This is a genomic window from Arcticibacter svalbardensis MN12-7, assembly GCF_000403135.1.
In the GTDB taxonomy this organism is placed as follows: Bacteria; Bacteroidota; Bacteroidia; order Sphingobacteriales; family Sphingobacteriaceae; genus Arcticibacter; species Arcticibacter svalbardensis.
This window is the reverse complement of record NZ_AQPN01000145.1, coordinates 28,241-42,419: the sequence shown is the minus strand read 5'-3', so window position 1 is coordinate 42,419 and position 14,179 is coordinate 28,241. Positions and strand designations below refer to the sequence as shown.

The following is a 14,179-nucleotide window of genomic DNA, read 5'->3' as shown; positions in this document are numbered from 1 at the left end:
TAAAGATTTATTTTTTTTCATATTACAGTCAGCTTTACTATAAGCTATTTAAAAATGCAACTAGCTTTTCTACTGCTTTAGCACGATGGCTGATTCCGTTTTTCTGAGTAGAGGTCATGTCGGCAAATGTCATGTTATAACCCTCAGGCTGAAAAATGCCATCATATCCAAATCCTGCCGTACCTGAACGTACCTGGGTGATTGCCCCTTCTACGCTTCCTTCAAAAATATGTTCTTGTCCGTTAATAATAAGAGAGATGATGCATTTAAACCGGGCTGTGCGGTTTTCCATCTTCTTCATTTTCTCTAAAACTAGCAGCAGGTTAGTTTCCGGGTCACGCGATCCTGAATAACGTGCAGAATAAACTCCTGGCTCGCCATTTAAGGCATCTACCTCTAATCCTGAATCGTCAGAAAAACAGTCTTCTTTGAAATTGTTGAAGATATAATGGCTTTTTTGAGATGCATTTTCAATAAAGGTATGTCCGGTTTCAGGAATCTCTTCTGTGCAGCCTATCTCATTTAATGTTTTCAAGAGGAATTTATCGCCAATCAGCGCCTGTACTTCTTCCAGCTTATGTAGATTATTTGTAGCAAATACTAATGTTGTCATTAAAGTTTTTTCATTTGGTTCCAGAATTCCCTTTTTTTATCCTCATCGACCATCATGTCAGTGAAGCTATACGTTGCCAGGATTTGCATTCCTTCGAATTCAGTGATCGCATTGAGGGGAAGTTTTCGTATTTGAATGGCAGTAGGTTCAATGCCAAACAGGACTATGCTGCTGCATGCAAAATAGTTTTTGAGCTCTTTCCATCCATTTTTGGGGTATTTACGTTGATTAACGATGGCAATATCTTTCAAACTCATCCTTTTTGCATTTAAGATCTTTTGAAGTGCTTCCAGTTCCTGGGACTGCAGGTTGGAATGGGTTTGGTCGTTTATTAAAAGCAAAAGGAATTTATTGTTTTCCCCCAGGTACTCAAAAGTACTATTTAGTTCCTCTTTTTCGTTAGTGATCTCAGGCAGTGGATCTTCTCTGACGACATAAATATCATCGGTCATCAGGTAACGAAGAGCTGAAAGATCAGTTGCTTTTAAATCGCTCATGAAGTCAAAAGTAATAATCCTTTGTTAAAAATAGTTAAAACAATAGCATTAGCTATAGAGGAGTTAAAATTAAACTTACCTTTATACAGGTGGAATTCACCTAATTTCTTAAGCAAATCAAATATTATATCATTAGTTTTGCGAGATTTTTAAATTTAAACACTACATCAGTTGTAGCAGATCCATGGCGGACTGATATGCATAACGTACTAAAACATAATGAAACAAACCGTAGGGATACTTTTTTTTCTTTTAACATCTGTTAACCTTTTCGCTCAAAATATTTCCATCAATAAAATTGCTGCTGTAGTGGGTGATAATATTATCCTTCAGTCTGATATTGAAAGAGAATATGCCAACTATATCCTGCAGGGAAATCCACAGAATGCAGATGTGAAATGTGGCGTACTGCAACAAATGCTGACACAGAAACTTCTTTCGCAACAAGCTATTATTGACTCTGTACTGGTTACTGACGATGAGGTTAGTAATGAAGTGGATAGAAGAATGCGGTCGTTTGTACAGCGTGCAGGTGGAACTGAAAAGTTGGAACAATTTCTGAACCGTTCGGTGATCCAGTATAAAGATGAGATTCGTCCGGATGTAAAGGAACAGCTTGTAGCCAATAAGATGCATAGTAAGATTACCGAAAATATTGGAATCACACCTTTAGAAGTAAAGCGGTTTTTTGACTCTATTCCAAAGGATAGTCTTCCTGATTACCCTACAGAGGTCGAAGTTGGAGAAGTTGTGGTTTATCCTAAACTGACTAAACTGGAAAAGGAACAGTTTAGAGACAAAGCAGAGGCGCTTCGTTTAAGGGTCAAGGCAGGTGAAGATTTTGCTACTCTAGCCCGATTATATTCTCAGGATCCAGGATCAGCTGCTGAAGGAGGGGACCTTGGTTTCTTCGACAGAACGGCTATGGTTAAAGAGTTTACTGCCCTTGCGTTTAAGCTGAAACCAAATGAATTATCTCCGGTATTTGAAACTGATTTTGGTTTTCACTTTCTACAGGTATTAGAACGTCGTGGAGAGCAGGTAAAAGCCCGTCATATCTTAATAAAGATGGAAGCACCCGCTGCCAGTTTAGTGCGTACTAAAGTAGCAATAGATAGTATCTATCAGAATGTGGTAGATAAAAAGCTGCCTTTTTCTACAGCAGCATCACTTTACTCAGACAATAATGATACTAAGTATAATGGAGGAATGTTATTGAATGCAGAAGATGTGCAGTCACGAACTACTTTCATTCCTACGGATAAATTAGACCCTTCCGTTTTCTTCGCTATTGATACCATGAAAGTGGGCACTTATTCAAGACCTTATGAGTTTACCGCAAGGGATGGCAAAAAAGGTTACCGTTTTGTTTACTTGAAGTCTAAGACAGGCCCACATAAGGCAAATATGGATCAGGATTTCCCTAAGATAAAAGAAATTGCATTTCAGGACAAGACTCAGCGTGAAGTGAGTAACTGGTTTGAAAAACGCAGGGTGTCAACTTATATTAAGATTGATCCGGAATACCAGTCTTGCTCCGGTTTGAAAATGTGGTTACCTACAGAAACTGCTCAAGTTCAAAAATGAATTACAACTCAGATGTAGAGGGTTTAGACGCTTTAAGCTTATCCTATAATAGGATAAGTAAAGAGATTTCACGTGTCATTATCGGGCAGGATGAGGTAATTAAAGCGGTTCTGATCTCTATACTGAGTAATGGGCACTGTTTACTGATAGGAGTGCCCGGACTGGCAAAAACCTTACTGGTCAATACCGTTGCCCAGGTTTTAGATCTTCATTACAATCGGGTTCAGTTTACGCCTGATTTAATGCCATCCGATATTGTAGGCTCAGAGATTCTTGGGGAGGACCGGTCATTTAAATTCTTAAAAGGACCGGTATTTGCCAATATTATTCTGGCAGATGAAATCAACCGTACACCTCCTAAAACACAGGCTGCATTGCTGGAAGCCATGCAGGAGAAAATGGTTACTGTAGCTGGTAAAAGCTACCCTTTACCGAATCCCTTTTTTGTATTAGCTACTCAAAATCCGATTGAACAGGAGGGAACTTATCCTCTTCCTGAAGCTCAGTTAGATCGTTTCATGTTTAATGTGACGCTATCTTATCCTTCTTTTAAAGATGAGATTGAAGTAGTAAAAAGTACAACTTCAAACAATAAACCTGAGCTTCATAAAATATTAACTGCTGATCAGATTCAGTATTTTCAACAACTGGTACGGAATGTACCAATTGTGGATCATGTGCTCGAATATGCGGTATCGCTGTCTGCAAAAACCCGTCCGGGAACAGCTTTAGCTACTCCTGAAGTGAATAAGTATTTGAGTTGGGGTGCAGGTCCCCGAGCCTCCCAATACCTGGTTATAGGGGCAAAATGTCATGCTGCCATATCAGGAAAATATTCCCCTGACATTGAAGATGTGCATGCTGTTGCCCTTCAAATCTTACGACACCGTATCGTTCGGAATTATAAAGCTGAAGCAGAAGGTATTACTGCGGACGAAATTATTAAAGGGATTTTTTAGGCTTCTTTAACCTACTGTTGAGTATCATCAATTTCAGTAATCACCATCATTTTTTTTTATCTTCTGAAAGTTAAATTTGTGAAGATGCCGATCTAAGCATCCTAAATACAAAGTTATGGAACCTTTCAGAAGAATATATTTCCCGGCCATTAATCTTATTGGCCCTGGAGCAGTCCAGGAGATTGCAGTTGAAATTAAAAAACTTGGACTTACTAAACTATTAGTTGTAACCGATAAGGTATTACAGGCTGTTGGCGTAGTTAAACAAGTTACTGATGTATTGGATGCCGGTGGAATCAAATACGTCGTGTATGCAGAGGTTAAGCCTAATCCTACTACTAAAAATGTATATGATGGATTAGACTTGTTTAATTCAGCAAATTGTGATGGTTTACTTTCTATTGGCGGAGGCTCACCTCAAGATGCAGCTAAAGCAATTGGCATATTAAAGACCAATGGCGGAAAGGTTCCCGATTATGAAGGAATTAACAAGTCGTCTAAGAAATCAGTGCCTATTGTAGCCGTTAATACCACTGCTGGTACTGCTTCTGAGGTAACTATTAACTACGTGATTACTGACGAAGTAAGAAAGATAAAGATGGTAATCATCGATTCAAATTCATTGGCATCAGTAGCTGTGAATGATCCTATCCTGATGTTAAACAAACCAGCTGGACTTACTGCTGCAACAGGAATGGATGCTTTGACTCATGCGATTGAATCTTATATTACTAAAGGTGCTTTCCGTTTATCAGAAACTCTTTCTCTTGAGGCAATTCGCCTGATCAGTGAAAGCTTGGAAGACGCAGTTAAAGACGGACAGAATTTAGAAGCACGTTCTAAGATGGCATGGGCATCTTATATAGCCGGCCTTTCCTTCTCTAATGCTGGATTAGGTATAGTTCATTCAATGGCCCATCAGTTAGGTTCAGAATATGATCTTCCGCATGGTGTTGCAAATGCATTACTTCTTCCTTATGTAGAAGAATTTAATTCTGTAGTTTGCGAAGAAAAGTTTAAGAATATCGCACAGGCACTGGGAAGAAATATCGACGGTATGACTGTAACTGAAGCTAAACAGGAAGCTATAACAGCTCTTAAAGAAATGGCTGTGAAGTTGCATATTCCTTTGTTAAAAGAAACTTCTTTTAATCCTGCTGATGTGGATAAACTAGCTGCTCAGGCAATGGTAGATGTTTGCACAGGTGGCAATCCAAGAGATGTAACAGCAGAAGATATCAAATCAATTTATATGAAGGCTTTCCGGGGATAATCAAAGTTTTGCCCACCTTTGATCCCTGGGTTTTGGTTGTTGTGTAATCCTGCAGTTCATATCTGCAGGATTTTTTTTTGTTAAAGTTCTTCGGTGAATACTTCAACTATAACATTCCATTTGTAATTGGGCTGAACTTCCCATACACGGATATAATTATATTTCTTTGCCAGGATAGTTGATGTACCGTAGGTATAAGCAATTTCACCACTTACGGAACGATCTGCCTTAATTGGATAGGTCAGTGCTTTATATCCTTGCTTTTTCCAGAATTCCATGATCGCCTTTTTATTGGTCATAGGCTCAAAGCCTGGAAATAGTAGCCAGCTGTCCTCGGTAAGGAATTCCGTCTGGGCAATCTTATTATCAGCCTTCATAATGGTAGACATAAGCTTATCGGAGCTATATACAATGTCTTCACGTTGCTGAAGTCGTTTATCTGACTTCTGATGGATATAACTGGCATCAGAAGGGGTGATAAATTTCTTTGGTATCGTTTTTACTGGTTTTTTATGTGCAACACCTGCATCCATGGCAAGTCGCCATACTCCTCTGTTATTCTTTTTCCAAACGGAAATATAAGTACCATAGAAAGATCGATCATCTGATTCACTTTGCTTATAGGTATACGGTCCGGCAGTAAATCCCCAATCATTACTCTTTGATATTTTAGCAAGTACAGGGTTAAGTCGCAAATACCCAATACTATCAGGTTGTTCTTTATAATATTTTAATGCAAGAAGAGGACTTGGTCTGAAGGCAATAGTGTTGTTATCAGATACTGAAATAAATGCTTTTTTCAATCCTTTCTCCTGTACCTTCAAATTAAAATAATTCTCTGCTGCAATAAGCTGATCTACGCCTTCAGGTGCTTGGGCAAATGATGAGGTGTAAAGAACAATAGCACATAGAAAGCTGAATACTTTTTTCATTTATTTGATTTTCTTTTATTTAATGGGATGGATAAGGAATTACATTTTGCTCCATGAAGTGCTTTCTTTATTGTCCTTTAGCTGGATGCCAAGATCAAGTAGTCCATTCCTGATTTTATCAGATGTAGCATAATCTTTATCGGCACGTGCCTGCAAGCGCAGATTGATGATGAAATCTACCAGAGGGCCCATTTCATCGGTTTGTATGGTTTCTTCCTTAAGTCCTAAGATATCATATACAAAGTCATGAATAAGAGTAGATAAAAGCTCAAGGTTAACCTGGTCAATGCATGTTTTACCATCATGGATACTGTTGATGAGACGTGCGGCTTCAAAAAGCTCTGCAATGGCAACGGGACTATTAAAGTCATCATTCATTGCATCATAACAACGCTGACTTATTTTCGCAATATCAACATCGGAATGATTGGATGCTTGAAGTTTTTCAACTAAAGCACAGGCATTCATTAAACGTCGGAAGCCTTTTTCGGATGCTTCAAGTGCTTCATTGGAAAAATCAAGTGTACTGCGGTAATGTGCCTGAAGCATAAAAAAGCGAACGGTCATCGGAGAAAATCCTCTTTTCAAAAGATGATGATTACCTGTAAAAAGTTCAGCGGGCAGGAAACCGTTGCCTGCAGATTTGGACATACGTGTGCCATTCACTGTAAGCATATTGGTATGCAACCAATACTTAGCTGGTTCGGTATGATGGCAGGCTTGCGATTGTGCAATCTCATTGGTATGATGTGTGGCAGCAAGGTCCATTCCTCCTCCATGAATGTCAAAGGTATCGCCCAGGTATTTGCTGCTCATGGCAGAACATTCGATATGCCATCCCGGGAATCCCCATCCCCATGGAGATGGCCAGCGCATAATATGTTCTGGTTTTGCTTTGATCCATAAAGCAAAGTCCAAACGGCCTTTCTTTTCATCCTGACCTCCCAGATCACGACTGTTTGCTATCAAATCTTCAATATTGCGATTTGTTAGAATCGTATAATTGTATTCTTTACTGTATTTTTCTACATCAAAGTATACCGATCCGTTTATTTCATATGCAAAGCCATTGTCGATGATTTCATTAACCATCTCAATCTGCTCAGCAATATGTCCTGTCGCTGTCGGTTCAATATTCGGTGGAATTGTATTGAATATTCTCAACACGTCATGAAAGCCAATGGTATAGCGTTGCACTATCTCCATAGGCTCAAGTTTTTCAAGTCGCGCTTTTTTTGAGAACTTATCATCGCCTTCATCCCGGTCGCCTTCTAAATGTCCGGCATCCGTAATGTTTCTTACATACCTGACTTTATATTTAAGATGTACTAAGTATCTGTATATTAAGTCAAAGGATATGAATGTGCGGCAATTTCCTAAATGAACGTCGCCATAAACAGTAGGTCCACAAACGTACATTCCTACAAATGGTGCATTTATAGGTTCGAAAACTTCTTTTTTCCGTGTTAAAGTATTATAAACAACCAGGTTGTTATTCATTCTGCAAACTTAATAAAATTGATCAGTTAAGGAGTGAGTTCCAGATCACTTCTTACAGGATAGTGATCGGAGAGTTTTTTATTGATGGTTAGATAGCTTTTAACCTGGAAATCTTTAGATACCAGGATGTAATCAATCTGAAAGTTAGGAAATTCTCCATTATAAGTCATGCCAAACCCACTTCCTTTTTCACGAAAGGCGTTTTTAAGTCCGGATGATAACTTATTTACAGCAAATGAGGCGGGTGTATCGTTGAAATCTCCGGTAACAACCACTGAATTCGGATAATCCTTCATGTGACGGGAAAGGATTATCACCTGTTCACTGCGCTTAATAAAGGCCCTTTTGAGTCGACTTCCAATACGTCTGGATGACTTTACATCCGTATTAATTTCATCTTTGACTGTTTTGATATATTCATAATCTTCAGGCTTAAAGTTAATGGACTGCAGATGGATGTTATACACTCTGAATTTCTTTTTTTTATATTTAAAATCAGCGTATATGGCTTCATTACCACCATTAGAGTTTGGGAATTTAACAGATCCGGTATCCGTAAATGGAATTCGGGAGAATATAACCATCCCTTTAAGTTCCCATGGATTACTAAACTCTTCATAAACATGATAATGATCAGCATCGAGGATTTCTGCAATTAATCTTTTGATATTTGATTCTCCCCTGCGCTTGGAATAATATTCCTGCAGACAAAGGATATCTGGTTTTTCATTGCGGATAACTTCCAGCATCTCATCTCGTACCGGCCTGTTATTTTTTAAGTCGAAAGGTTTAAATTCATGTACATTCCAGGTCATCACGCGAATCATATCATGGGATGTCTTTGGAACCTCTATTGCATTTGATTCGCGAAAACCAATCGTACCTGTAAGAAACTTCCAGCCTACTATAATAGTCATCATGGAAATTAAAGCATACACCGGTTTACTCAGGAGCCAGAAAATGATAAAGGCAATATGAATACATAAAAAGAAAGGGTAGGCTAATCCTAGAAAAGCAAGAGCCCATAACACAGAAGGGCTGGTAATGGAAGACAGGTAGCTGAGCAGGATTAATACGACAAAGACCAGGTTCAAAAACAATACTGATTTCCGTGCTAGTCCTATCCCTCCATCCTTTCTTTTTCTCCTCATTCTTTATTACTCGCTTTGAACAATTCTTCCTTCTCTTTGCGACTCAGGCTATCGTAACCAGACTTGGAAATCTTGTCCAGAATGGTATCAATAACATCCTGATCAGGCAGTCCAGCCGGAACTTTAGGATTATAGGTCTTCGTAGCAACCTTTAGTTTCTTCTTTTTAGCGAAGATCCGACTCCAGTCATTTCCACTTTGAAGCTGTTTAATGAAAATAAAGCCCATCAAAGCGCCACCTAAATGGGCGATGCTACCACCTGCATTTAGTTCTGCTATACCAATAATATCAATAATGATGAATACCAGTACCAGGTATTTTAATTTAACATCACCAAATAACAGTAAACGAATACTATAATCCGGAAGTAATGTAGCAGTTGCCACTACAACAGCCATTACACTCGCAGAAGCTCCTATTAAAGTAGCAACCGGTAGTATGTCTGAAAATGCAGGGAAAATATTGTAGAACAAAATATAAAGCAAGGCACCTGCAAAACCACCACTGAGGTAAGCAAAAGTAAATTGACGCCCGCTTAAAAAATCTTCAAAGATCTGCCCAATCCAATACAGCCATAACATGTTAAACAGGAAATGGAAAAAACCTGCATGCCCAAACATATAGGTAAGCGGAGTCCAGAATTTATACATCAACTCCGGCAGATAAGCGGGCATTGACATATACTCTTTAATCAAAGTGGCAACAGAAGTATTCCGGGTAAATAACCATTCAGCAACGGAAATGAACCCTATTGTCACAAATATAATGCTGTTTATTCCTATAAACAGATTCAGGCGGCTTCCAGAGAGAGCCACTTTATACCACAGTTCGCTGATAACCGATTTTCTCATATAAATCCTCCCGGACGATGAATCCTCCAATATTTTATTAAAATGAAACCAAATAATGCACCCCCTAAATGTGCAAAATGGGCAACAGAATCGCCTGCAAATTGTCCCACCCCAAGGAATAATTCTATAACGACATAAAATGGAATAAAATATTTCGCTTTTATCGGAACAGGAATAAATAGTAAATATAATTCAACATTGGGAAATAACAAACCAAAAGCAACTAAAACGCCGAAGATTGCACCAGATGCTCCAACCATTGGTCCCATATAGATTTGCCTTAACGTATTCAGATCTGTAGGACTCGAAGAAGTAAAAGTATCCAGATTTAATGTAATGCTCCCGGCAATGGCATGTACTTCATAAGCCTGTACAGCCATTTGCAAAGCCAGTGCTCCTAACCCCGTAATCAGGTAGAAGTTTAGGAAACGTTTCGAGCCTAAAACATATTCCAGAGAGGTGCCGAAACTGAATAAAGCGAACATATTAAACAGAATATGAAAAAAAGACTGATCGCTATGCATAAACATATAGGTAACCGGTTGCCAGATTCTAAATTTCGGAGAATCAAAATAAAATACACCTAAAATATCAGTCAACTGCGATTGCCCGTCTTTCATAAATAACATGGTTGCCAGATAGACAATACCATTGATGATCAATAGGTTTTTAACTACTGGTGAAATATTTGAAAAAGGAGAAGTATTGTAACTATTCATCTGTGCTATAAAGGGGTGTTATCTATTTGTCAAATTTTTGTAAAAGTTCTTCAATCGAATATTTTATAATAACAGGCTTGCCTGTCAGGGAAGAGTTTGGCCTCTCACATGCAAACAGCTGATCGATCAGGTTATTCATTTCTTCCTGCGATAGATGGGTTCCTGCCTTTAAGGCGGCATTCCGGGCAAGTGTACGGGCCAAATTGTCTCGTTTATCCAAGCGCAAAAGTGTCAAATTGTTTTTAAATCCTTCAATAAGATGTTCCAGCATTTCTACCTCACTTACGTTAGTACTAATGTCCGCCGGAATTCCCTCTACCACTACGGTGTTTTTCCCAAATTCTCTGATCTGAAAGCCAAGAGCTTGAATATCTGGTAATAACTCCTTTACCAATTCGAAATCTGCAGCAGACAACGTAACGGTTTGTGGAAACAAGCTTTGCTGACTAGCACCCTGATGGTTTTCAAGCTGGATAATAAAACGCTCATATAAGATCCTTTCATGAGCAGCTTGCTGATCAATCAGCATGAACCCGGATTTAATAGGCGATATAATCAACCGATTATGCAGTTGAAAGAAATGGCGTCCTTCCTTTTTAATCTGCGCATTCTCGCTTTCTTCGATATCCAGGATCGTCTGCTGCTGCTTATCCCTTGCCTGATCAACGATATCATACAATGAGCCCCAATTTTTATTCACATCACGCTGGTCTTCACCAAAAGGACGAAAGTAAGCAGAGGTATTACGCTCCGGTTTTTTATCCGATTCAAATGGATTGAAATCCGGATTAAAACTAATTTGTGGTTGTACAATTTCTTCCGGTGCTTGTTGCGTAATCATACTACTAAAGCCTGTTTCCTGATCAAAATCGAGAGTAGGGGTAATGTTATACTGACCAAGAGAACGTTTTACTGCCGAGCGTATAATCGCATAGAGGGCTTTTTCATCCTGATACTTGATCTCGGTTTTAGTAGGATGTACGTTAATATCAATTTTTGATGGGTCAATATCAATAAAAAGCACATATAACGGATAACTATCGTCCGGAAGCAACTCTTCATAAGCCGCTAATACCGCATGATTCAGATAGGGATCTTTAATAAACCGTTTATTGACAAAGAAAAACTGCTCTCCGCGGGTCTTACGCGCAAACTCTGGCTTTCCTATAAAACCTTTCACTACAATGATGCTGGTATCTTCTTCCAGAGGAACGAGTCTTTGATTGTAGGCATTACCCAATAAATGAACAATGCGCTGCTTTAAACTAGCCTTGGGAAGATGAAACAGCTCATTTCCATCATGATGAAAGGTGAAATAAACCTCCGGGTGAGCCAATGCGATACGTTGAAACTCATCGATAATATGGCGCAATTCTACCGGATTACCTTTTAAGAAATTGCGTCTTGCAGGTGTATTATAAAACAGGTTTTTAATACAGGTACTAGTTCCTGCTGTGCAGGAAACAGGTTCTTGCTTAATTATCTCAGAACCCTCTATATGAATCAGGGTGCCAAGTTCATCCTCATGTCGCCGTGTTTTAAGCTCCACCTGAGCGATAGCGGCAATAGATGCCATTGCCTCTCCCCTGAAACCCATCGTACGGATCGCAAACAGGTCATCTGCTTTCCTGATTTTTGATGTAGCATGCCGCTCGAAGCACATCCGCGCATCGGTAACAGTCATGCCGCATCCATCATCAATAACCTGTATGAGGGATTTTCCGGCATCTTTTACAATTAACTGGATTTTTTCCGCACCAGCATCAATAGAATTCTCTATGAGTTCTTTAACTGCCGATGAGGGTCGTTGTACTACCTCGCCTGCTGCAATTTGATTAGCAACTGAATCTGGTAAAAGCTGTATTATATCAGACATAATTCTATTTGCAAAATTAATCAAAAAAAATCAGCATCATTCCTATGTTATTTGCTTCTCACTTTTTACACAAAATGTGAGTAATATTTGCGGAACCGGATTATTATTCGGACTTTAAGACCTACAAACTCTTAATCAACATTTAACATTAAGTTAACCGTTTTAGCAGATTGAAATCATTTAAGCTTGCCTCGTAAAAGCTCCGATTGAATTTTTATCTATCCCTAAGATGGAAAAAAAGCTCAAACTAACCAATGCCTGGGGGTTTCCTCCAGGCTTTTTTTATAAAGACATTTTTTATTCGGAAGTTTGCTTATCCGTAAAGGAGAACTTACTTATGAGATTTAAATCATTCCACTCTTATCTTTTTATTACTTTCCCTATTCTCATCCTGTTTATCACACTTACATCTTTTGGTTTCTCATGTCATCGTGCCCAGATAGATTCGCTGCAGGAAATGAAGGCTGCATCAGGCACTACTGTCTTGTTAAACAATTCCCCATTAATCATTCCTTTACTGAATCTGGAGAATAATCGGATTGCCAGTGTAAACATGGGATCTGCCTATGGGCAGGTTTTTGATAGTATTGCTAATAAATATACAACGGTAGACCCCTTTGTTTCGAAATCATATACCTTAAATGCGGTCACCCATCCACTAATTTCAAGGCTCAACGCGTATAAAACTGTGCTGGTATTGGTCAATGATGAAGCGGTAAACGATAATAAAACGCGTTTATTCCTTCAGGACCTGCAAAAAAGCAAACAGTTAATTGTCGTATTCTTTGGGAATGCCATTAACCTGGGAAGGCTCGACAGCATTCATGCCCCAGTCATCTGGTCCTCTCATAACTCTGTGGCAGCTGCAAGTTTTACTGCCCAGCTCATCTTTGGAGGAGCCTCTTCTACAGCAAAACTTACCTCTACTTCATCTGCTCACTATAAGTTAGGCGATGGTTATCAAACCGCTGTGATGCGTTTATCTTATACTGTTCCAGAAGAGTTAGGAATTAAAAGCGCTGACCTGGAAAAGCCTATTGACGAAATCATGTTTCCGGTCATCGCGCAGCATGTTACTCCAGGAGCAGTCATCATGGTGGTTAAAGACGGTAAAGTGATTTTTGATAAAGCTTACGGAGCCCATACCTACGACAAAACTACCCCTACACGGATAGATGATATTTTCGATCTGGCCTCAGTAACTAAAATTGCCGCTACTACCATGGCTACGATGAGGTTATACGAACAAAACAAGATCAACCTTGATTCTTCTGTAGCTACTTACCTCCCAATTTCCAGAGGAACCAATAAGGCAGGGATTCAGGTTAAAGATCTGATGCTTCATCAGGCAGGACTAATTCCCTTTATTCCATTTCAGAATTACATTAAGCCGGGAGAACACAGTGCAGACTCCTCCATCTTCTTTCCCTTGAAAGTGGCTGACAATTATTATATCCGTCCTGGTTTTTATCAGGATGTGATGCTTCCAAAAATGCTCAGTTCGACTCTACGCCCCAAAGGCAAGTACGTTTATAGTGACCTGAGCATGTATTTCATGAAAGAAATTATTGAGCGGCAAACGGAAGAAAGGATGGATCAATATGTGAGCGAGCAGTTTTATCTCCCGCTAGGCATGAAGTACACCGGCTTTAACCCACGAACAAGATTTGATAAGATCAATATTGTCCCCACTGAAAATGATAACTACTTCCGCCATACACTTATAGGCGGATATGTACACGATCAGGGGGCTGCACTAGCTGGTGGAGTTGCTGGTCATGCCGGTTTATTCTCTACCACAAATGATCTGGCGATCCTGTTTCAAATGATCCTGAACGGAGGGACCTATGGAGGAAAAGCGTATTTTAAACCATCCACCATTCAAATGTTTACATCCAAATACTCTGACATCAGCAGGAGGGGATTAGGTTTTGATCGTTGGGATCCCGATCCTGCAAATCGGTATCCATCTGAACTGGCATCACCACAGACCTATGGACACACTGGCTTTACTGGTACCTGCGTATGGGTAGACCCCAAAAGCAAGCTGATATTTATATTTTTATCCAACCGGGTGTATGATCAAAGTGCAAATAAGTTAAGCAGTTTGCGCGTCAGGCCCAAGATTATGGACGTAATTTATAAGGCCATTAGCAAGGCTGAATTATAAGATTAACCACGCTGAACTATATTATACTATTGCAACGTTTAATTTACCGGA

The 14,179-nt window shown here is 39.3% G+C and carries 12 protein-coding genes; 4 read left to right on the top strand and 8 right to left on the bottom strand.

The window, feature by feature from the left end; translation table 11 throughout:
• Positions 1-37: 37 nt before the first annotated feature.
• Positions 38-613, bottom strand: coding sequence for an RdgB/HAM1 family non-canonical purine NTP pyrophosphatase (rdgB, locus tag ADIARSV_RS19305; protein ID WP_016197361.1), 576 nt, complete (start codon positions 611-613; stop codon positions 38-40).
• Complete coding sequence (locus ADIARSV_RS19300; protein ID WP_016197360.1) at positions 613-1,110, bottom strand: hypothetical protein; 498 nt, start codon at positions 1,108-1,110, stop codon at positions 613-615. The genes rdgB and ADIARSV_RS19300 overlap by 1 nt, the downstream gene beginning before the upstream one ends.
• A 219-nt stretch (positions 1,111-1,329) precedes the next feature.
• On the opposite strand from ADIARSV_RS19300, the gene ADIARSV_RS19295 reads away from it, so the two are divergent.
• From ADIARSV_RS19295 to ADIARSV_RS19285, 3 genes are all read left to right on the top strand, one after another.
• Positions 1,330-2,697, top strand: coding sequence for a peptidylprolyl isomerase (locus ADIARSV_RS19295; protein WP_016197359.1), 1,368 nt, complete (start codon positions 1,330-1,332; stop codon positions 2,695-2,697).
• Complete coding sequence (locus ADIARSV_RS19290; protein ID WP_016197358.1) at positions 2,694-3,656, top strand: AAA family ATPase; 963 nt, start codon at positions 2,694-2,696, stop codon at positions 3,654-3,656. Before ADIARSV_RS19295 ends, ADIARSV_RS19290 begins: the two co-directional genes overlap by 4 nt.
• Before the next feature lie 115 nt (positions 3,657-3,771).
• Positions 3,772-4,929, top strand: a complete 1,158-nt coding sequence (locus tag ADIARSV_RS19285) for an iron-containing alcohol dehydrogenase (RefSeq protein WP_016197357.1) — start codon at positions 3,772-3,774, stop codon at positions 4,927-4,929.
• A gap of 80 nt (positions 4,930-5,009) precedes the next feature.
• On the opposite strand, the gene ADIARSV_RS19280 is transcribed toward ADIARSV_RS19285, so the two are convergent.
• Genes ADIARSV_RS19280 through mutL form a run of 6 tightly spaced genes read right to left on the bottom strand, consistent with a single transcriptional unit; the run spans position 5,010 to position 11,958 of the window.
• On the bottom strand, positions 5,010-5,861 hold the full coding sequence (locus ADIARSV_RS19280; protein ID WP_016197356.1) for a Cif family virulence factor: 852 nt from the start codon (positions 5,859-5,861) through the stop codon (positions 5,010-5,012).
• Positions 5,862-5,900: 39 nt separating this feature from the next.
• Positions 5,901-7,361 (bottom strand): cysteine--tRNA ligase, encoded by a 1,461-nt coding sequence (gene cysS / locus ADIARSV_RS19275; protein WP_016197355.1) that lies wholly within the window; start codon positions 7,359-7,361, stop codon positions 5,901-5,903.
• 26 nt (positions 7,362-7,387) lie between these two features.
• Positions 7,388-8,512 (bottom strand): endonuclease/exonuclease/phosphatase family protein, encoded by a 1,125-nt coding sequence (locus tag ADIARSV_RS19270; protein ID WP_016197354.1) that lies wholly within the window; start codon positions 8,510-8,512, stop codon positions 7,388-7,390.
• The gene (locus ADIARSV_RS19265) at positions 8,509-9,363 is read right to left on the bottom strand and encodes a rhomboid family intramembrane serine protease (RefSeq protein ID WP_040300712.1); all 855 of its coding nucleotides are present in this window, start codon (positions 9,361-9,363) and stop codon (positions 8,509-8,511) included. The genes ADIARSV_RS19270 and ADIARSV_RS19265 overlap by 4 nt, the downstream gene beginning before the upstream one ends.
• Positions 9,360-10,082 carry a rhomboid family intramembrane serine protease gene (locus ADIARSV_RS19260; RefSeq protein ID WP_016197352.1) on the bottom strand — a complete coding sequence of 241 codons (723 nt, stop codon included), beginning with the start codon at positions 10,080-10,082 and terminating at the stop codon, positions 9,360-9,362. Before ADIARSV_RS19260 ends, ADIARSV_RS19265 begins: the two co-directional genes overlap by 4 nt.
• Before the next feature lie 22 nt (positions 10,083-10,104).
• Positions 10,105-11,958, bottom strand: coding sequence for a DNA mismatch repair endonuclease MutL (gene mutL / locus ADIARSV_RS19255; protein ID WP_016197351.1), 1,854 nt, complete (start codon positions 11,956-11,958; stop codon positions 10,105-10,107).
• A gap of 229 nt (positions 11,959-12,187) precedes the next feature.
• Between mutL and ADIARSV_RS19250 the strand changes: the two genes are divergently transcribed.
• Positions 12,188-14,128: a serine hydrolase domain-containing protein gene (locus ADIARSV_RS19250; RefSeq protein ID WP_016197350.1), complete on the top strand. Its 1,941-nt coding sequence runs from the start codon at positions 12,188-12,190 to the stop codon at positions 14,126-14,128.
• Positions 14,129-14,179: the final 51 nt, after the last annotated feature.